General features: G+C 35.8%; 20 protein-coding genes and 2 tRNA genes. 8 read left to right on the top strand and 14 right to left on the bottom strand.

The window, feature by feature from the left end; genetic code table 11:
* The first annotated feature begins 56 nt into the window (after window positions 1-56).
* Window positions 57-764: a Type 1 glutamine amidotransferase-like domain-containing protein gene (locus tag ABXT51_RS08215; protein ID WP_416695247.1), complete on the top strand. Its 708-nt coding sequence runs from the start codon at window positions 57-59 to the stop codon at window positions 762-764.
* A 44-nt stretch (window positions 765-808) separates the two neighbouring features.
* Here ABXT51_RS08215 and ABXT51_RS08210 read toward each other — a convergent pair.
* The 9 genes from ABXT51_RS08210 to ABXT51_RS08170 all read right to left on the bottom strand — a co-directional run bounded on the left by ABXT51_RS08210 (window position 809) and on the right by ABXT51_RS08170 (window position 8,139).
* Window positions 809-885 (bottom strand) — tRNA-Ile (locus ABXT51_RS08210).
* 9 nt (window positions 886-894) lie between these two features.
* Entirely contained in the window at window positions 895-2,763 is a 1,869-nt protein-coding gene (gene rpoD, locus ABXT51_RS08205) for an RNA polymerase sigma factor RpoD (protein ID WP_416695245.1), read from the bottom strand.
* An 87-nt stretch (window positions 2,764-2,850) separates the two neighbouring features.
* Window positions 2,851-3,813, bottom strand: coding sequence for a ribose-phosphate pyrophosphokinase (locus tag ABXT51_RS08200; RefSeq protein ID WP_416695242.1), 963 nt, complete (start codon window positions 3,811-3,813; stop codon window positions 2,851-2,853).
* 85 nt (window positions 3,814-3,898) lie between these two features.
* Window positions 3,899-4,378, bottom strand: a complete 480-nt coding sequence (locus tag ABXT51_RS08195) for a glutathione peroxidase (protein WP_416695239.1) — start codon at window positions 4,376-4,378, stop codon at window positions 3,899-3,901.
* A 34-nt stretch (window positions 4,379-4,412) separates the two neighbouring features.
* Window positions 4,413-4,487: transfer RNA gene (locus tag ABXT51_RS08190), tRNA-Gln, on the bottom strand.
* The gene (gene ispE / locus ABXT51_RS08185) at window positions 4,467-5,318 is read right to left on the bottom strand and encodes a 4-(cytidine 5'-diphospho)-2-C-methyl-D-erythritol kinase (protein WP_416695237.1); all 852 of its coding nucleotides are present in this window, start codon (window positions 5,316-5,318) and stop codon (window positions 4,467-4,469) included. Before ispE ends, ABXT51_RS08190 begins: the two co-directional genes overlap by 21 nt.
* A gap of 1 nt (window position 5,319) precedes the next feature.
* The gene (gene orn, locus ABXT51_RS08180; RefSeq protein ID WP_416695235.1) at window positions 5,320-5,862 is read right to left on the bottom strand and encodes an oligoribonuclease; all 543 of its coding nucleotides are present in this window, start codon (window positions 5,860-5,862) and stop codon (window positions 5,320-5,322) included.
* A gap of 7 nt (window positions 5,863-5,869) precedes the next feature.
* Complete coding sequence (gene trpD / locus ABXT51_RS08175) at window positions 5,870-6,886, bottom strand: anthranilate phosphoribosyltransferase (RefSeq protein ID WP_416695233.1); 1,017 nt, start codon at window positions 6,884-6,886, stop codon at window positions 5,870-5,872.
* Between the two features lie 2 nt (window positions 6,887-6,888).
* Entirely contained in the window at window positions 6,889-8,139 is a 1,251-nt protein-coding gene (locus tag ABXT51_RS08170; RefSeq protein WP_416695230.1) for an aminopeptidase P N-terminal domain-containing protein, read from the bottom strand.
* A gap of 47 nt (window positions 8,140-8,186) precedes the next feature.
* On the opposite strand from ABXT51_RS08170, the gene ABXT51_RS08165 reads away from it, so the two are divergent.
* Window positions 8,187-8,903 carry a 16S rRNA (uracil(1498)-N(3))-methyltransferase gene (locus ABXT51_RS08165; protein WP_416695228.1) on the top strand — a complete coding sequence of 239 codons (717 nt, stop codon included), beginning with the start codon at window positions 8,187-8,189 and terminating at the stop codon, window positions 8,901-8,903.
* Between the two features lie 22 nt (window positions 8,904-8,925).
* Here ABXT51_RS08165 and proC read toward each other — a convergent pair whose 3' ends face one another.
* On the bottom strand, window positions 8,926-9,756 hold the full coding sequence (gene proC, locus ABXT51_RS08160) for a pyrroline-5-carboxylate reductase (RefSeq protein WP_416695227.1): 831 nt from the start codon (window positions 9,754-9,756) through the stop codon (window positions 8,926-8,928).
* Window positions 9,757-9,822: 66 nt separating this feature from the next.
* Between proC and ABXT51_RS08155 the strand changes: the two genes are divergently transcribed.
* Window positions 9,823-10,491, top strand: a complete 669-nt coding sequence (locus ABXT51_RS08155) for a phosphoglycolate phosphatase (RefSeq protein WP_416695225.1) — start codon at window positions 9,823-9,825, stop codon at window positions 10,489-10,491.
* Window positions 10,491-11,726 carry an adenosylmethionine--8-amino-7-oxononanoate transaminase gene (bioA, locus tag ABXT51_RS08150; RefSeq protein WP_416695223.1) on the top strand — a complete coding sequence of 412 codons (1,236 nt, stop codon included), beginning with the start codon at window positions 10,491-10,493 and terminating at the stop codon, window positions 11,724-11,726. Before ABXT51_RS08155 ends, bioA begins: the two co-directional genes overlap by 1 nt.
* A 16-nt stretch (window positions 11,727-11,742) precedes the next feature.
* Here bioA and priA read toward each other — a convergent pair whose 3' ends face one another.
* Window positions 11,743-13,707: a replication restart helicase PriA gene (priA, locus tag ABXT51_RS08145; protein ID WP_416695221.1), complete on the bottom strand. Its 1,965-nt coding sequence runs from the start codon at window positions 13,705-13,707 to the stop codon at window positions 11,743-11,745.
* 50 nt (window positions 13,708-13,757) lie between these two features.
* Between priA and ybeY the strand changes: the two genes are divergently transcribed.
* The gene (ybeY, locus tag ABXT51_RS08140; protein ID WP_416695219.1) at window positions 13,758-14,198 is read left to right on the top strand and encodes an rRNA maturation RNase YbeY; all 441 of its coding nucleotides are present in this window, start codon (window positions 13,758-13,760) and stop codon (window positions 14,196-14,198) included.
* A gap of 6 nt (window positions 14,199-14,204) precedes the next feature.
* On the opposite strand, the gene ABXT51_RS08135 is transcribed toward ybeY, so the two are convergent.
* Window positions 14,205-15,062 (bottom strand): LysR substrate-binding domain-containing protein, encoded by an 858-nt coding sequence (locus ABXT51_RS08135; RefSeq protein ID WP_416695216.1) that lies wholly within the window; start codon window positions 15,060-15,062, stop codon window positions 14,205-14,207.
* Window positions 15,063-15,166: 104 nt separating this feature from the next.
* Here ABXT51_RS08135 and ABXT51_RS08130 point away from each other — a divergent pair, with 104 nt between their 5' ends.
* Genes ABXT51_RS08130 through ABXT51_RS08120 form a run of 3 tightly spaced genes read left to right on the top strand, consistent with a single transcriptional unit; the run spans window position 15,167 to window position 17,541 of the window.
* On the top strand, window positions 15,167-15,586 hold the full coding sequence (locus ABXT51_RS08130; RefSeq protein WP_416651770.1) for a rubrerythrin family protein: 420 nt from the start codon (window positions 15,167-15,169) through the stop codon (window positions 15,584-15,586).
* Window positions 15,587-15,635: 49 nt separating this feature from the next.
* Window positions 15,636-16,940: a heterodisulfide reductase-related iron-sulfur binding cluster gene (locus ABXT51_RS08125; RefSeq protein ID WP_416695214.1), complete on the top strand. Its 1,305-nt coding sequence runs from the start codon at window positions 15,636-15,638 to the stop codon at window positions 16,938-16,940.
* Window positions 16,941-16,959: 19 nt separating this feature from the next.
* On the top strand, window positions 16,960-17,541 hold the full coding sequence (locus ABXT51_RS08120; RefSeq protein ID WP_416695212.1) for a DUF3501 family protein: 582 nt from the start codon (window positions 16,960-16,962) through the stop codon (window positions 17,539-17,541).
* A gap of 15 nt (window positions 17,542-17,556) precedes the next feature.
* Here ABXT51_RS08120 and tilS read toward each other — a convergent pair whose 3' ends face one another.
* A complete protein-coding gene (gene tilS / locus ABXT51_RS08115) occupies window positions 17,557-18,726 on the bottom strand; it encodes a tRNA lysidine(34) synthetase TilS (RefSeq protein WP_416695210.1) in 1,170 nt (389 codons plus the stop codon).
* On the bottom strand, window positions 18,707-19,657 hold the full coding sequence (locus tag ABXT51_RS08110) for an acetyl-CoA carboxylase carboxyltransferase subunit alpha (protein ID WP_416695208.1): 951 nt from the start codon (window positions 19,655-19,657) through the stop codon (window positions 18,707-18,709). Before ABXT51_RS08110 ends, tilS begins: the two co-directional genes overlap by 20 nt.
* Window positions 19,658-19,694: the final 37 nt, after the last annotated feature.

Raw genomic sequence — 19,694 nt, 5'->3', positions numbered from 1 at the left:
ACTAAGAAGATAACTTAAGTAAAATTTATTTCTATTAATAAGGTGAAGCTGAGATTATGAAAAAACAGATATTAACTATGGGTGGTGGTGGATTTACTTCTAAGCCAGAGAATCTTAAATTGGATAAGTATTTATTGTCTTTGTCAGACAAAAAAAATCCTAAAGTTTGTTTTATACCTACCGCAAGTGGAGATGATGAGAGTTATAAAAAACGTTTTTATTCTTCCTATAAAAAGCTTAATTGTGAAACGAGCCATTTATCTTTATTTAGTCCACCTGAAGGTGACTTGAGAGATTTTGTTTTTGAAAAAGATGTTTTTTATGTTGGTGGTGGTAATACAAGAAACCTTTTGGTTCTTTGGAAAGAGTGGGGCCTTGATAAGTATTTGCATGAGGCCTGGTGTAATGGGGCAATAATGGCTGGACTAAGTGCAGGATCTATTTGTTGGTTTGAGCAAGGCCTAACTGATTCAAAGACTGGTAAATTGCTTCCACTAGATTGTTTAGGCTTTCTTCATGGAAGTAACTGCCCACATTTTGATACTGAAATTCAAAGGCGACCTGAATATCATAAAGCTATTTTAAATGGTACTATGAAGCCTGGAATTGCCTGTGATGATGGAGTTGCTGCTCACTTTATAGATGGAAACCTTGAGCGCTGTGTATCGTCTTTATTAAATGCAAAGGCTTATAGGATTAAAAATGATAATGGCATTATTAACGAGTCAGTTATTGAGCCAGTATATCTTGATGACCACTTTTAATTCGTACAATAAAAAACCTAGTATTAAACTAGGTTTTATATATATGGTGGGCCTACTTGGACTTGAACCAAGGACCAATCGATTATGAGTCGAGTGCTCTAACCAGCTGAGCTATAGGCCCGTAAAAGATTTATTCTAAAAAACTTTGAAGTTTGTGTGCACGAGAAGGATGCCTCAACTTTCTGAGCGCTTTGGCTTCAATTTGGCGAATTCTTTCACGAGTAACATCAAATTGTCTACCCACTTCTTCAAGTGTGTGATCTGTGCTCATGTCTATTCCAAATCGCATTTTTAAAACCTTTGCTTCTCGAGGTGATAAGTTAGCTAAAAGATCACCAGTAGTTTCTTTAAGACTTTCACGGGTTGTTACTTCCACAGGTGAAGAAAGGTTTGTATCCTCAATAAAATCACCAATTGTGGAGTCTTCATCATCACCAACTGGGTTCTCCATTGATAAAGGCTCTTTAGCAATCTTAAGAATTTTATTAATTTTATATTCTGGTAATTCCATCTCAACAGAAAGCTCTTCAGGAGTTGCCTCCCTTCCAAACCTTTGAAGAAGTTGACGTCTTACTCGGTTCAATTTGTTAATAGTTTCAATCATGTGAACTGGAATACGAATAGTACGTGCTTGATCAGCAATTGATCTAGTGATTGCTTGGCGAATCCACCAAGTTGCATAGGTTGAAAACTTATAACCTCTGCGATATTCAAACTTGTCTACCGCCTTCATTAGCCCAACGTTTCCTTCTTGGATAAGGTCTAGGAATTGAAGGCCACGATTTGCGTATTTTTTAGCAATTGAAATTACAAGCCTTAAATTAGCTTCAATCATTTGACTTTTGGCAACTTTAGCCTTTCTATCGCCCTTTCGAAGTCTTTTATTAATTTCTTTAAGCTCTACAACTGTTAATTTCATTGCCTCTTCATGCTCTAAAAGACTCTTTTGTGAGTAATAAATTTCTTTTTCAGTTTTTTCCAATGATTTTAGAGTTGATTTATTAAGATCAATAGATTTGAGCCAATCAAAATTAGTTTCATTTCCTGGAAATGATGCATAAAAAAGCTCTGAGCTCATTCCAGCATCAAGGCAGACTTGACGAATAAGTTTTTCTTCTTTCTTTACCTTGTCTACTCGATTTGCAACAAGCTCCATCATTGTGCTAACAAGTTTTGGCGCAAGTCTAAGTTCAGAGATGCAGCTAGAAAATTTTTGTCTTGCTTTAACAGTCTTATCATCAAGATAGCCATTTTTCTCAAATAATTTAACATAGCTATTATGAGATTTTTGTATTTTATCAAAACGTTCATATACCATTCCTTCATCAGGACCAGTATATTCTAACTCATCAAAATCTTCTTCATCCTCATCAATCTCTTCTGAGAGCTCATCTGTATCCATTGCATCAAGTTGTGCTTGTTTTTCATCAAGTAAGGCTTGTTTTTCCTTAATAAGTACCTGTTTTTCTTCAAATTCTTCAGCATCACCTTGGTAACCAATAACAACGTCAGTCATCTTACATTTACCTTCTTCCAGTCTCGTATATGCCTTGAAGAAATAGTCAGAGATTTCAGGATAAAGGGAAATCGCTTGTAAGATTTGATAAACACCCGCTTCAATTTCTTTTGCAATACGTACTTCATCTTTTTGTTCTAAAAGCTCAACTACTCCCATTTCTCGCATATACATTCTAACAGGATCAGTAGTTCTTCCAAACTCTGAATCAAGTGCGGCTAGGGCAGCTGTTGCAACTTCAGCAGAGCTAGCCTCTGCTTTACCGCCCGACTTCATTACCAGCTCATCAGCATCTGGCGCTTCATCAGCAACCAATATGTCCAATTCTTCTAAGATTGTTACAATTGGCTCAACCTGTTCAGGAGTTAATAAGTCTTCTGGTAAGAGATCATTGATTTCAGAATAAGTTAGGTAACCTTGTTCTTTTCCAATTGTTATTAGACTATTAAGGGCTTTTTTGTGAGCTTCAGTAGTTGTTTTCATAATTTGATTTTTTCAAAACAGAGAGGAAATTATACCTAAAAGAGTGGATTGTTTACACCATTAATTCAGCCCCAAAGGGGCCTAGGATTAATCTGAATCTGCAAAAATTGTACTGATGGATTGTTCATCACTAATTCTTCGAATAACGTCTGCAAGGGTTGTGGCAATTGACAATTGCCTAATTTTACTGCATTTACTTGCTTGATTCGTTAATGGAATTGTATTTGTAATAACCAATTCATCCAGCTTGGAGTTTGATATGTTTTCAATAGCACCTCCAGAAAGAACTGCATGAGTTGCGTATGCAACAACTTTCTTTGCGCCCTTTTCTTTTAATATTTCAGCAGCTTGGCAGAGCGTTCCGGCGGTATCAACCATGTCATCAATCATAATGCAGGTACGTCCTTCTACATCACCAATTACATTCATGACTTTAACTAAGTTTGGTGCTGGACGCCTTTTATCAATAATTGCAAGGTCTGCGTCATTAATTCTTTTTGCTGCTGCTCTTGCTCTAGCTACTCCACCAACATCTGGAGATACTACGACTACATCTTGATAGTTATGATCCAAAATATCTTTGACAAGGACAGGTTGAGCATATATGTTATCAATTGGAATATTGAAGAAGCCTTGAATCTGATCTGCATGTAAGTCCATTGTCAATATGCGGTCTACACCTGACGTTTCAATTAATTGAGCGACAAGTTTTGCAGTTATTGGAACGCGAGTTAGTCTCGAGCGCCTATCTTGTCTAGAGTAGCCAAGATATGGAACTACTGCTGTAATTTTTCCGGCAGAAGAGCGCCTCAGAGCATCAACCATTATTAATAACTCCATTAAAGTTTCAGCCGATGAAGGGCCGCAGGTTGGCTGAATAACGAACACATCACATCCACGCACATTATCAAGGATTTCAACTTGAGCTTCACCATCACTAAATTGTCCTACAAAGGCCTTACTTTGGGTGATATTGAGATTAGTAATAATTTCGGATGAGAGATCAGGATTTGCGTTTCCGCTAAAGATCTTTATTCTTTCTAGAGACATCCAATTAGACTTTTATTGATGTAGGATGCAATTATACAAACAAATTACGTGGCTAAGCACAATAGTTTTGTAATTGAATCGAGATTTATAGTACTTCCTCTATTGATGCTGCAATATCTTCCGGCTCAACAGTTGAACTAAAACGTTTAAAGGGTATACCATCACGGTCAATTAGAAATTTACTGAAATTCCATTTGACGCTATCGTTTAGTTTTCCTTTCAACTCGCTTTTTAAATATTTGAACAGGGGATGAGCGTTTTTACCATTGACATCAACTTTTGTTGACATAAGAAACGTAACGTCATAATTTAGGTTACAAAAATCTTTGATTTCTTCAGAAGTTCCAGGCTCTTGTTTACCAAATTGATTGCAAGGAAAGCCAATTATCACTAAACCTCTTTCTTTGTACTTTTGGTAGAGTTTTTCGAGTCCAGAATAGTGATAGGTTAGACCACAGAAGCTTGCAGTATTTACAATTAAAATTGCTTTACCTTTAAATTGGCTCAAAGAGATTTCTTCCCCATCAAGCTGACTAAAGTTAAATTGATATGCATTTTCATTCATGATTCTTACCTTATGCTGGTTAATTTAAATAATATGGCTGGGGCGGATGGATTCGAACCATCGGTACACGGGATCAAAACCCGATGCCTTACCACTTGGCTACACCCCAATTATATAATGGTGATTTATCAATCGCTTTTGCGATAAAACCAGTCCATTTTGATGGCAATTTATTAATTGCTATCGATGCATCTTTTTCTTTTTCAAAGGCTACAAAAACACAACATCCACTTCCAGTCATTCTTGCAATTCCGATGTGGTTATCAGTTGAGTCTAGATGAGCTATAGCCTCTTCTAAATCAGCTTCTAAATGAATTGCAGCATCTAAGCAGTCGTTATGAGGATTTGATACCATTGAAAAGTCTGCCATTTTCCTTTGTACTGGAGACATTGTCAATGCTTTGTGTGTGAAAATTTCTTTCGTGGATATATGTTTACCAATTGTAACAATTAAATAAAAGTATTTTGGTAGGCTTAGTGGTGTAAGTATTTCACCTATACCTTCGCCCCAAGAGCTATGACCATTAATAAATACGGGAACGTCTGCACCAAGATTTTGACCAATATCTACTAATTCTTCTTTAGGTAAATTAAGATTCCAAAGCTTATTAAGAGCAATTAAGACAGTCGCTGCATTTGAGCTGCCACCTCCTAAGCCACCTCCTATAGGTATTTTTTTTACTATAGCAATATCTGCCCCACCCTTTGATCCTGTGATTTTTTTTAGGAGAGTTGCGCTGCGTATTGTTAAATCCTGATCATTTGAAATATTTTCATTGCCACTAATTCGGCTAATTAATCCATCACTTCTATAATTAATATTTATCTCATCACAGTAATCTACAAGTTGAAAAATGGTCTGAATGTTATGATAACCATCAGACCTTTTTGAGGTTACATGCAAAAATAAATTAATTTTAGCGGGTGATAAGTAAGTCAATTTAAGCTTTAATGAAATGCTCTTTGTAGTGCTTTAATTCATCAATTGAGTCGTAAACATCTGATAATGCTAAATGCCTAGATTTTTTATATGTGGAAGAAATAATGCTTGGCTTCCACCGAACAGCTAATTCTTTTAATGTGGAGACGTCGATATGTCGATAGTGAAAAAACTTTTCTAGTTTTGGCATGTAGTTATACAAAAACCTTCTATCCTGACAAATCGAATTCCCACACATGGGAGATGCGCCTTGGTCGACATATTTAATAAGAAAATCTAGGGTTTGAGATTCTGCCTCAGCAGTGGAAACTTTGCTTTCTAGTACTCTTTGGACAAGTCCAGATTGATTATGTTGATTTGTGTTCCAGTCGTCCATTCCATCAAGTAGATCGCTATTTTGATGAATAGCTAACGAAGGGCCTTCTTCTATTACATTTAGATTGGCATCGGTAACTACTGTTGCTATCTCAATAATGACATCACTTTCAGGAATTAATCCTGTCATTTCAAGGTCTATCCAGATAAGATTAGTTTTTTTATTCATAATTAATTTAATTATTACTAGCGAAAATATATTCTTCAAGTTTTTCTTTTGCACTTCCATCTGATAATACTTTGGAGGCTTTTTCAATCCCTGAGCTCAGTGTATCTTCGAGACCACTTACATAAATAGCAGCTCCAGCATTTAAAGCAATGATATTTTTTGCAGTACCATTATGCCCAGAAAATGCTTCATAAATTAGAGAGAGTGACTCATCAGCATTTTCTGCTTTAATATCATTAAGGTTACCTAGCTTTAAACCAAAGTCATCTGGATGAACACTATAGGTTGAGACTTCATCATTATATAATTCAGCTACAAAGGTTTTATCAGCTACAGAAAATTCATCAAGTCCATCTGCAGAATGAACTACCATAACATGTCGAGATTTAAGGCTTTTTAGGACGTTAGCGATTGGCTCAACTAGGTTTCTGTCATAAACTCCAATAACTTGATTAGGGGCTTTAGCTGGATTAGTAAGGGGGCCTAAAACATTAAATATAGTTCTGACTGCCAGTTCTTTACGCGGACCAATTGCGTGTTTCATTGCACTATGATGTGCTGGTGCAAACATAAATCCAACGCCTATTTTTTCAATACATTCGCTAATGACTTCGGGGCTTAAGTTAAGATTTATTCCAGCTGCCTCCAGAACATCTGCACTTCCAGATTTTGATGAAATGGAACGATTACCATGCTTAGCAACCTTTCCACCTGCAGCTGCAACAACAAAGGCAGAGGCGGTCGATATATTAAACAATCCTAGACCATCTCCACCCGTTCCACAAGTATCTACAAGGTACTCAGTGCTACTTAATTCAACCGAAGTTGCTAGTGAGCGCATTACCTTTGCACTGGCAGTAATTTCTTCAATTGTTTCGCCTTTCATGGATAAGCCAATTAAAAAAGCACCAATCTGTGCATCCGTTGTTTGGCCAGTCATAATGCTATTCATGACATCAAGCATTTCACCTTCATTTAGATCTTTTTTTGAAATAACAGCTTTGATGGCTTGATTTATATTCATGGTTAGCTCTGGCTCATTAGATATTCAATATCATCTACATTTTTAATAGCTGCTTCAGATAGAACATGGTTTCCATCAATAGTAACTAGAACATCGTCTTCAATCCTGATTCCAATATTCCAGTATTTTGGATCAATTTTATCATCCTTGCGGATGTAGATTCCAGGCTCCACTGTTGTTACCATACCTACTTCAAATTTTCGAAAAGAATTGTCAATTTCTTTAGCTCCAACATCATGAACATCTAAACCTAACCAATGGCCTGTTCCATGCATATAGAATTTTCTTAAATTACTTATACCATCCATTATCCCTAGCTTCATAAGCCCCCTTGAAATAATTTCACATGCAATCTCATGAGGCTTATTTACATCTCCACCTGGAATAATTGAAGCGATAGCCTGAATCTGGGCATTTAAAACAATTTCGTATATTTCTTTTTGAGGGTTACTAAACTTTCCATTAACCGGAAAGGTTCTTGTAATATCAGATGCATAACCAAGAATTTCACAGCCAGCGTCTATGAGAAGAAGGTCACCATCATTTAATAATTTATTGTTTTCATTGTAATGAAGTATGCAAGCATTTTCTCCACCTGCAACAATTGGAGGGTAAGAATGTTCTGAGTTTTCGTTTTTGAATACGGAGTCAAATTCAGCAGCAATGTTGTACTCATAAAGTCCAGGCTGAGTTTTTACCATAGCCTTCATATGTGCTTTTGAAGCAAGATCTGCTGCGGTTTGCATATTTTTTACTTCAGAAGCATCTTTAATAATCCTCATTTCCGACAAATATGGGTTTAAGGGTTGAATACTGCTACTAAAAATTGAAACAATAGTTTTATTAAGAATATTAGTACTTGCTCTATTTTTCCAGCCATCAGAAGTTGGCTGATCAAAATATAAAGATGATTCTTTATTTATGAGTTTCTTAATTTCATCTGTAAAAGTATTAATATCATAAGCATAGTCGACTAATAAAGTTTCAGGTGCGAGATCAACTCCAAGTCTCACTCCATTCCAGATTTCCTGAGTTTTATCTTTGGGCCTTAAAAAAATGCTGTAATTATTTTTAGAAAAAACTGCGATTGCATCAGGCTCTATAAAACCAGTAAGATACCAAAAACTGCTGTCTGGTCGAAAGGGGTAGTTGACATCACTATTTCTTTTTTGTTCACTATTTGTAGATACAATTACTACTGCATCATCTCCTAGTATGCTTAACAACTCTTCTCTTCTTTTTTTATGTATCATTTTGTTAGGTGCATTAATTCATTGATAAATAACCCAAGAAAGATACCATGAAAAAGATACGACTTTATCAAAATACTGCTCTATCTCTGGGCAATAGTATTGAGTTAAGTAAAGATAATAGCCATCATCTTAACAAAGTTTTGCGTTTTCCAGATGGTAAAAATATCACTATATTTAATGGTGATGGTTTTGATTACGACGCAAAAGTTCAAAGATTAAAAAAAATAACCAGCATTAGTATTGTTTCAAAGTTAAAAAATGATTCTGAATCCAAGCTAAATTTAACGCTAGCGCAGGGGATTGCTAAAGGTGAAAAAATGGATTTTTTAATCCAAAAAGCCATAGAATTAGGTGTATCAAGTATTATCCCAATGCAGCTTGAGCGTTGTGTAGTTCGATTAAAAGGTGACCGAGCTCAAAAAAAAATAGAGCATTGGCAAAAGATAGCAAACCATGCGTGTGAGCAATCAGGACGAGCTGTAATTGTTAATATCTGCCAACCTACTTTACTCAGTGATTTGCTTGAAAATCAAAATCATAATGGCTTTGTTCTGCATCATCATGCAAATATAAGTCTTGCTCAAATGCCTGAGCAATCAAGTGCAACAATTCTCATTGGACCAGAGGGGGGATTAACGGAACAAGAGGTTGCTGATTCAACAAACGCTGGATTTCAGTCACTCTTATTAGGTAAACGAGTTTTAAGGACCGAAACTGCATCACTAGTTGCTATAGCTAATATGCAGCTTTTATGGGGTAGCTGAAAATATTTTTAATTTTCTTTTTTTACTCAACATCACCTAGGTCATTACTAAGTTCCCGGGCTCGGTCATAAGCAGCCCTTGTAGCTGCTGCAACTATTCCCTCAAAGTTTTGATCTTGAAAGCTTTCAATAGCTGCTTGGGTTGTTCCATTGGGGGAAGTAACTTCTTTCCTAAGTGTCTTTGAATCTTTACCACTTTTAGTTGCCATTAGGCTTGCACCTAAACTAGTTTGAATACTTAAAGAGTTTGCAGTTTTTTCATCTAAACCAAGAGCAGTTGCTGCTTGCGTAATTGATTGCATCAATAGAAAAAAATAAGCCGGCCCACTTCCAGATATGGCAGTAATTGCATCTATTAATTTCTCATCATCTACCCAGAAACATTCGCCCACAGACGATAAGATTGAAGTTACTAATTCTTTTTGTTGATTGCTGACTAAATCATTTGCAAAAAGACCTGTAACGCCACTTTTAAATAGTGCAGGTGTATTAGGCATTGTTCTTACGAGGGCAAAATTACCTCCTAACCAACGATTAATATCATTACCTCTAATTCCGGCTACGATAGAGACAAAAAGGTGGTTTGGTTTAACTTTATTTTTTAATTGAAGGCAAACTATCGAGAGTACTTGAGGCTTTACTGCAAAAACAACAATATCACTATTATCTAGTAAAGAGTTATTATCAGAATATGTTGTGATTTTAAGTTCAGATTGACGATTGATAAGAAGCTCTTCATTAGAGTCGCTTACATTTATATTTTTAGCATCAAAGCCATTACTGAGGAGGCCTTTAATCAGTGCATACGCCATATTTCCAGCTCCAATAAATCCAATGACTGTTTTGTTTTCCATATAAAATATATTAGTTATAAATGCTTAACTCAATTCTACCAAACTTGCAATAAATAAAGAACATTAATGAAAAAATTTCAGCCAAAATTAATATTGATTGATGTTGATGGAACTCTAGTTGATAGTGTCCCTGACCTTGCCTACTGTGTTGATGAGATGATGATTCAGCTTGGTATGCCGACAAGAGGAGAGTCAAGGGTTAGACATTGGGTTGGAAATGGTGTTCCTAGATTAGTAGAGCGAGCTTTGACTGGAGATTTGGATCTCAAGCCAAGTCGAGAAGTATTCGACACCGCGTATCCAATTTTTTTAGAACTGTATGCTGAAAATTCAGCAATAAGGTCAAGCTTATATGATGGGGTTAAAGAGGGATTAGATTATTTACAATCTAAGAATTATCTTTTAGGCTGTGTTACTAATAAAGCAGAACAGTTTACTCACCCATTACTAAAATCATTAAATATCTATGATTACTTTAAGATAGTCATTTCTGGTGATACTCTGAAAAAGAAAAAACCAGACCCTTTGCCGCTTCTTCATGGCGCTAGTTTTTTTAATATAGATCCAAAAGAATGCCTTATGTTGGGAGACTCTGTAAGTGATGTAAAGGCTGCTAGAGCAGCTGGATTTGATATAATTTGTATGTCATATGGCTACAATCATGGTAATAATATATTAGATGAAAACCCTGATCTTGTAATCGACTCTATGACGCAGTTAAGAGAGTGCCTTTAATGAGTATTGATGATAATCATATTTGGCATCCTTACGCTACGATACCAAATAAGGTGCCTACTTATCTTGTTGATACTGCAGATGGGGTTTATTTAAACTTTAAAAATGGAACTCGTGTTATTGATGGTATGAGTAGCTGGTGGTCAATGATTCATGGTTACAATAATCCTTTCATAAATAGGGCAATGAAGGCTCAGATTGATGCTGTATCGCACGTAATGTTTGGAGGGCTTACTCACCAACCTGCTATTGACTTATGTGAAAAACTCATAAAAATAACTCCTCAAGGGCTTGATAAGGTTTTTTTTGCTGACTCTGGCTCTGTTTCTGTAGAAGTTTCTCTTAAGATGGCTTTGCAGTATTGGCAAAATAAAGGAAAAAAAGAAAAGTCACATTTTGTAACCCCTAGAGGTGGTTACCATGGAGATACTTTTGGAGCGATGAGTGTGTGTGACCCAAATAATGGCATGCACCATTTGTTTAGTGGCGTACTTCCAAAACATTACTTTGTAACTCAGCCCAAGTCAGGGAAAAGCGCTGAGGCTCTTTTAGATTTAGAGTCAAGACTTAAAGAAAGTCATAATAATATTGCAGCAATTATTCTTGAGCCTATTGTTCAAGGGGCTGGTGGAATGAATATATATGATGCTGATTATCTCAAAGGCGTTAGATCTTTATGCGATGATTATGAGGTCTTATTGATTGTAGATGAAATAGCGACAGGTTTTGGCCGAACAGGAGAACTTTTTGGTTGCAACCATGCAAATATTTCTCCTGACATTCTTTGTATAGGCAAGGCTTTAACGGGTGGTTATGTGACCATGGCAGCTGCAATAACTTCCGAAAAAGTCTCTACTACAGTTGGAGTATTAATGCATGGGCCTACTTTTATGGCAAACCCTTTATCCTGTTCAGCAGCGAATGCTAGTATTGATTTACTTCTTAGTAGCAATTGGAAAAAAAGGATCTCAGAGATTCAAGACATTCTTTCATCTCAATTACTAGCTTTAAAGAAACATAAATCTATATTTGACGTTAGAGTCATTGGGGCAATAGGCGTTGTAGAGTTTAAAGAGCCTCTTGATATGAAGAGAACCCAAGAGCAGTTAATTGACTGTGGAATTTGGCTTAGACCTTATGGCAAACTACTCTACACGATGCCACCTTTTATAATAACTGATCAAGAGTTACTTCAAATTACTGATGCAATGAAAGATGTGGCTGAAAGCCTTTAGGAAAAAGTTATATTGACTATTCAATGGGATCAATATCAATAAACCAGCGAACTGATGAGCTCACCTTGATTGTCTCAATATGCTTATAAAAGGTTTTAATTAACCTATGAAGCTGAACTCTATCTTTAGATTGTATATATAAATTGAAATAGTAATAATTTGACTTCTTCTCAATAACCCCAGGTACAGGTCCCCAAATTTCGATTGATTCTATATCAATATTATTAATTAATTGAGCCACTTCAGTTAAATATTTTTCAGCTTCATTTTTATTTTTAGAATTTGCGCAAATTAGTGCTTGATGAGCATATGGAGGGAGTTGTGTCTCCTCTCGCTCTAGTAACAAGGTTTTTGCGTACTCAATATATTGTGAATCTCTTACAAACTTAAAGATAGGATGATGGGGGTAGCGAGTTTGAATATTAACCTCTCCTCTATACTCTCCTCTTCCACACCTTCCTGAAACTTGAATAAGTAATTGTGCTAATTGCTCTGTCGCTCTATAGTCTAGCGACATGAGGCCAACATCTACATCTAAAATACCAACAAATGCTAAATTAGAGAAGTCATGGCCTTTTGCTAACATTTGAGTGCCAACAATAATGCAAGGCTTCCCAGAGTTTATTTTTTCTAAATGCAATGTAAATGCTTTTTTCTTTCTTGTTGTGTCTCTATCAATTCTAATTACATCAGAATTGGGAAAATATGACTCAAGATTTTCTTCCAACCTTTCTGTTCCATAACCTAGTATTTTCAGGCTTTGACTATTGCAAGAGGGGCAAGAGGATTCTGGTGACTTTTCTAGACCACAATGATGACACTTAAGTCGATTAATATTGCGATGGTAGACAAGCTTTGAGTCACAATTGGTGCATTCAGATTGCCAGTCGCATTCAGTACAATAGTAAACTGGCGCATAGCCCCGACGATTAATAAAGAGCATGACCTGTTTATCGTCTTCTAAGTATTTTTTTATTTTAGAAACTAGAGGTATTGATAGGGCTTCTGAAGGCTGACTCCTCATATCAATTAAGTTAACAATTGGCATAATTGCTTCACCAGGGCGAGTGGTCAAAGTAAGTCGCGTCAGTTTTTTGTCAGCAACATTTTTTAAGGTCTCAAGCGAGGGTGTTGCAGTTCCTAAAATCAGAGGAATATTTTCAAATTTGGCGCGCATAAAGCTTAGATCTCGAGCAGAATAGCGGAAGCTCGATTGCTGTTTAAAGGAGCCATCATGCTCCTCATCCACGATAACTAATCCAAGTTTAGGGATTGGAGTAAAGATAGCAGAGCGAGTGCCTAAGATAACTTTTGCTTCTCCATTTTTAGCCAATAGATAGGCGTCTTGTTTTTGGGTTTCATTAAGTTGTGAGTGAACAGCAACAACTCTTTCATTTATTCTTTCTTCAAAGCGCGCGATCATTTGAGGTGTTAATCCAATTTCAGGGACTAGAACAAGAACTTGCTTCCCATCCTTTATAAGTTTTTCAGTAAGATTGAGATAAACCTCAGTTTTTCCGCTTCCTGTGACTCCTTGAAGTAGGAATCCATGGAAGGTATTTTCATATTTAAGAACTTCATTAACTGCATTTTGTTGTTCAGATGTTGGTTTGAAGGATCTCGGTGTGACTACATTATTTATTTCAGTTGGTTTCTTAATAATTGCAGGCTTTCCAAGTCTCAGGTTTTTTGGAAGGGCATTAGCAAGAACTTCACCAACTGGATGATGGTAATAGTTGGCGGACCAGAATAAAAAATCAAGAATTTCTTTGGATAATAATGCTTCAGTATCAATTACTTCTTCGATAGCCCGAAGTTTACCAAACTCACTTTTATCTTTTAGAGAAAGTACAATTCCTATAACTTTTTTTGGACCAAATGGAACTTTAACTCTGGCTCCTACTCTTACTTCTTGATTACAGATGTAATCAAATGTATTGTGTAAGGGCACTGGAATCGCAACTTCTATGATTTGACTCAAAGTAAAATGTTTTAGGGATAAAATAAGTATTTTAGCAATATAAATTAGCCATGGTAGTTATTCAAAACATCATTAACGATATAAATATAGATGAAGACAAGCTTGGGTTAGTTTGCCAAAAATTTATGAATGAAGCAGGAATTAAAGAAAGTGAGTTGCTCATTCGCATAGTTTCACCTGTTGAGATTCAAGTTCTTAATAAAGAGTACCGAGCTAAAAACCAAGTAACTAATGTGCTATCTTTTCAAAGCGATATTCCTGAGGAAATTGGAGAGCCAATATTAGGTGATGTTGTTATTTGTGCTGATGTGGTAAGAGAAGAGGCGCTAGTAGGAGATAAAACGTTTTCAGATCATTTGACTCATATGGCGATACATGGAATTCTTCACTTGGTAGGGCATGACCATACAGATCTTGAATCTGCTAATAAAATGGAGTCTATTGAAATTGATTTTCTAAAGACTCTGGGGATTAGTAACCCTTACCATTAGGCAAAACTAAGAATTAATTAAAAGCCCTGCGAGTTTTTTGATGCTTTCTTCTTGCTGATTATTTTTTCTATAGATAACTCCAATATCTCGTTTTGCCTTGGTTGAATTCATGTCAATGGATATATTGGGATAATGCTTAAGTATGCCAAAATCGATTGCCATTTTGGGTAGAAAACTCACGCCAATATCTGTATCGACCATAGCAACAAGTGTTGGAATACTGGTACAAGAAAAGTCAGAAATATGTTGATTTGAAATTTTATTATTTTGCAATATATGTGACCTCAAGCAGTGACCCTGTTCGAGCATTAGCAGTGACCCATTATCAATTACTTTAGATTTACGTTTTTTATGTTGAATAAAATAAATTGGGTCAGAAAAGACTTGAAAGCTTTCAATAAAGTTGGGCAATTCATATGGAAAAGCAAATATGGCAAAGTCAATCTTAGCTTGCTCTAGTTGCATAAGTAAATTTTCACTTGTATCTTCCTTAAAAGAAACCTTAAGTTTTGGATAAAGCTTGCTTAAGTTAGATAAGAAATTTGGCAGAATATAGGTAGAAATCGTAGGTATTACTCCAATAGTAACTTCAGAATCAAAAAAATCTAACTTTGCAGTACTTAATAAGACATTAATCTCAGCCATCACTAATAGAGCTTGTTTTACAACTCGATTCCCAGTTGCTGTAAAGTGAACGTTTTTATTGTCTCTCTCAACAAGCAGAACTCCTAAGTCGCTTTCAAGTTTTGATATTCCTGCGCTGAATGTCGAAGCGCTAACAAAGCAATCATTTGCAGCTTTGGAAAAGTGATTAGTTTTTTTTAGTGCAACTAAATACTGTAAGTTTTTTAGTGAGGGTGTCATTTTTTATATTCGATTTTTACGGATATTATATACACATTTATTCAATTTATTTATATATAAAGTACTGGTATGATGATGGCTCGTTTAACCAATCGGAGGAAGTTATGTCATTAAGCGGAAGTAAAACAGAACAAAGTTTAAAGGATGCATTTGCTGGAGAGTCTCAGGCAAATAGACGCTACTTATATTTTGCAAACCAATGTGATGTTCTTGGTGAGCCAGATATGGCTGCGTTATTTAGATCAACTGCGGAAGGTGAAACTGGCCATGCTCATGGTCATATGGAGCATCTCATTGAAGGTGGTGTTGGTGATCCAGGGACAGATATGCCTGCTAAAGAAGTAAAAGAGATGCTTGAAAGTGCTGTTCATGGAGAAACTCATGAATACACTGATATGTATCCAGGTATGGCCAAAACAGCAAGAGATGAGGGTTTTGATGAAATTGCTGAATGGTTTGAAACTTTAGCTAAAGCTGAACGTTCTCATGCAAATCGTTACCAAAAAGCACTAGATAGCTTATAAAAACTTCGTTGCCATAGGCTTAGCTTATGGCAACAAATCCTAGGTATATATGTCTAAATTTAAAGAAGGTAATTTAGAGGCACCAACTCGCCACCCTCTAAATTGGAAAGATGAAGATTTTTATAATGAAGATTCTCTCAATACAGAATTAGAAAGAGTATTTGATATCTGTCACGGTTGTAGACGTTGTGTGAGCCTTTGCAAGTCTTTTCCAACACTCTTTGACTTGATTGATGAGTCTCAAACATTTGAGGTTGATGGCGTTGATAAAGCAGACTACAAGAAAGTGGTTGACCAATGCTATTTATGTGATTTATGTTTCGTGGCAAAATGCCCTTATGTTCCGCCGCATGACTTCAATGTTGATTTCCCACATCTAATGCTTCGCTCAAAAGCAATTCAATTTAAAAAAGGCGAAACAAAACTATCTCATAAAATCTTAACATCACCACAAAAAGTAGGTTCTGTTGCGTCTATGCCAGTAATCTCACCAATTGTTAATTGGTCTAATAGCAACAAAACAATGAGAAAGGTAACCGAAAAAGTTTTAGGTGTTCACGTTGATGCTGTTGTTCCAAAATACCATACTCAGAAACTTTCAAAAATTTTTGTAGAAGATAATTCTACAAGTAAATTCAAGGTAGCAATTTTTGGTACTTGTTATGGTGAATATAATGACCCTCAAACTGTTATTGATTTAGTCGATGTTCTTAGGCATAACGGTGTAGAAGTAAAACTCATTAAAAAAACTCAGTGTTGTGGTATGCCCAAGATGGAGCTTGGCGATCTTGAGGCTGTGGTTAAGTATGCGAATGAAAATATAACACCACTTATAAAGTTAGTTAATGATGGTTATAAATTAATTGCGCCAATACCTTCATGTGTCTTAATGTTTAAAAATGAATTGCCAATGATAATTTCTGAAAATGAAGATATTATGGCAATATCTAAAGCATTTTATGACCCCTTCGAATATCTATCATTTTTAAAAGAAAGTAATCAGTTTGATGGTAATTTTAATCCAATTGATAAAGAAGTACTTTATCAAATTGCTTGTCATCAAAGAGTGCAAAACATTGGCTCACATACTAAAAGAATTCTGGGCTTAATTCCAGACCTAGATGTAAATATTGCGGAAAGGTGTTCTGGACATGACGGTACATATGGAGTCAGAAAAGATACGCATACTTACTCTGTACAAATTGGAATGCCAGTTGCAAAAAAAATAACTGAAACAACCGATTTGGTCGTTAGTGACTGCGTTATGGCTGGCAACCATGTTGCGCATATTGCTACGCAAGATATAGAATCCATTCATCCAATTAGTTTGGTGAAAATGGCTTATGGTTTATAATAAAAATGAGGTTAATTAAATGCTAACAAGACAAGACTTATTCACTCTTGAAGAATACGCAGAAAAACGTTCAGCTATTCGTTCAGATACTATTCAAATAAAAAAGCTCAGAGAGGTTAATCTTGGAGAGCATGTAAGGATGTTGTTTGAAAACAAGACAACAGTCCAGTTTCAGATCCAAGAGATGCTTCGTATAGAGAAAATTTTTGAGGCTGACGGTATTCAAGAAGAGCTCGATGTATATAACTCACTGGTACCTGAAGGCTCAAACTTGAAGGCTACTATGATGATTGAATATACTAATGTTGAGGAGCGAGCGGTTGCATTATCTAAATTAATTGGCGTTGAAAGAAGCATCTATTTTCAAGTTGGAAATCATGACAAAGTGTTTGCTATTTGTAATGAGGACATGGATAGAGAGACAGAGGTTAAGACCTCAGCTGTTCACTTCATGCGTTTTGAATTTGATCAAGGTATGGTTAAAGAGTTTGGCTCAGGAGTGCCAGTCAAGGTTGGCGTTTCCCACCCCCATTATAATTATGAAATTATTTTGAATTCGGAATCACAAGACGCCTTAAGTCAGGATTTTAACAATAATTAGTTTGGCTAATAGTATTTAAGCTTCAGTAATTTCACCAAGCGTTTCCATGGCTCGTAAAGAGCCATCTACATAATACATTCTTAATTTATCTCTTTCCCATGGAGGGATGTTTGATTCCTGGAGTACTTTTTTAAGGGATTGTGAATGACCTTTCCCTTTAACTTTTATTCGTTGACCTTCTAAACGAAAACGTATTTCAAAATTAGGAAGGTTTTTTAATGATTCATAATAGGGGCATGGTAAGTTTGAAGACTCAATATGCTCATCAAAAAAATACAACTCACCATTGTATCGCCTAACTTCATAGTGATGCCATCTTAAGATTACATTAGCATCAGTTTTTGCACTCAATGAAGAGATAAGCTCATTTAGAACTTTATTAGAAGGTAATAGAAAGCCTAGATTGGCAATATAATAACGAAGCACGTTAACTATTCTTCTTTTTGGCATTTGAATTAATGAGCTAACTTGAATTTTATTATTGACCAGTAATTCAAAATTTTTAATATCAAGTTCAGCCAAGTCTTGCATCAGTCTCAATGCCTCTGCCTGATGCGCCGCACTCCTTGATATATTCTTAAAAAGTCCACTAAATGCGCTTGATAGCTTTGGTAGAAATTCAATTCTTAATAGGTTTCTTTTAAAATTAGTATCTAGGTTGCTATCATCCTCTATCCATTTGAGATGGTTTTTTGAAGCATAGTCTACGATTTTTTGTTTTGAAATATTCAGAAATGGACGAAAAAGTTCTGAGTCACCGATACTTTTTATTTTTGGCATTGAGGCAAGGCCAGCAACTCCACTTCCTCTAAATAATTGAAGTAAAAAAGTTTCCGCTTGGTCCTCTTGGTGATGCGCAGTACAAAGAATCTCATCCACTCTTAATTCATATTTTAATGAAAGATAGCGTTTTTTACGAGCATTTTCTTCGATATTAGAAGAATTTTCAAGATTTACACTTATATATTTAAACTCAATTTTGGCTGAATTACATATTTTTTCACAAAAAGCGCACCATTCGTCGCTGTATTTAGAAAGGTTATGGTTTATATGAACAGCTCGAACGTTACCAGGATAATGTTTATTTAAAAAGTGGAGAAGAACAACTGAGTCAATACCACCACTTAAGGCAACGACAATTTTCTTGCCAGTTAAGTATTCGTCTTTATTCGCTAAATCTTCCAAAGCCTAGTAGTTTTTCATGTCTATTCTCAATAAGTTTATCAATAGGCAAGTCAATTAGATTAGTTAGCTCTTTAATCAGGGCTTTTTTGAGAAATACACAAGCCTTTTCAGGGTCTCTATGAATCCCGCCAAGAGGTTCAGGTATTACTTTTTCAATTAATTTATGTTTTTTTAAATGCTTACTTGTTAGTTTAAGTGACTCTGCAGCAATTGGTGCTTTAGAGGCGTCTTTATAAAGTATTGAGGCACAACCTTCTGGAGAGATAACAGAATAAATGCTGTATTCAAACATCATCATAGTGTCGCAAAGACCAATTGCAAGGGCACCGCCTGAGCCACCTTCACCGATCACCACAGATAAGATTGGTGTTTTTAAGGTAGACATTTCGAATAAGTTTCTAGCAATCGCTTCACTTTGTCCCCGCTCTTCAGCACCAATTCCAGGATAAGCTCCAGGGGTGTCTATAAAAGTAATTACTGGAAGTGAGAACTTTTCAGCCATCTTCATTAGTCGAAGGGCTTTGCGATAACCTTCAGGCCTTGTCATGCCGAAGTTATGAAAAATTTTTTCTTTTGTTGAGCGGCCTTTTTGCTGCCCAATAAATATAAATGTGAGGTCATCAATTTTTGCAATTCCACCAATCAAAGAATGATCATTTGCATAGGCTCGATCTCCACACAGCTCAGTGAACTCATCAAAGATTTTGTCAATATAGTCCAAAGTGTAAAGTCTTTGGGGATGCCTTGCTAGCTGTGAAACCTGCCAATCAGTTAGTGATGAAAAAATTTTCTTTGTTAGTAGTTCACTTTTTGCTTTAAGTGACTCCATTTCTTTAGCAATATCGGCATCATCTTTAATGCTCTCTAGGGCATCAATTTTTTCTTCAAGCTCAGCTATTGGTTGTTCAAAATCAAGATAGTTTAAGTTCATTTAATACGCTTAATGGTGGATCAAAATTTAATGATAA

Source organism: Candidatus Pseudothioglobus sp. Uisw_050_01 (assembly GCF_048085775.1).
Classification (GTDB): domain Bacteria; phylum Pseudomonadota; class Gammaproteobacteria; order PS1; family Pseudothioglobaceae; genus Pseudothioglobus.
This window is presented reverse-complemented; position numbering and strand designations above follow the sequence as displayed.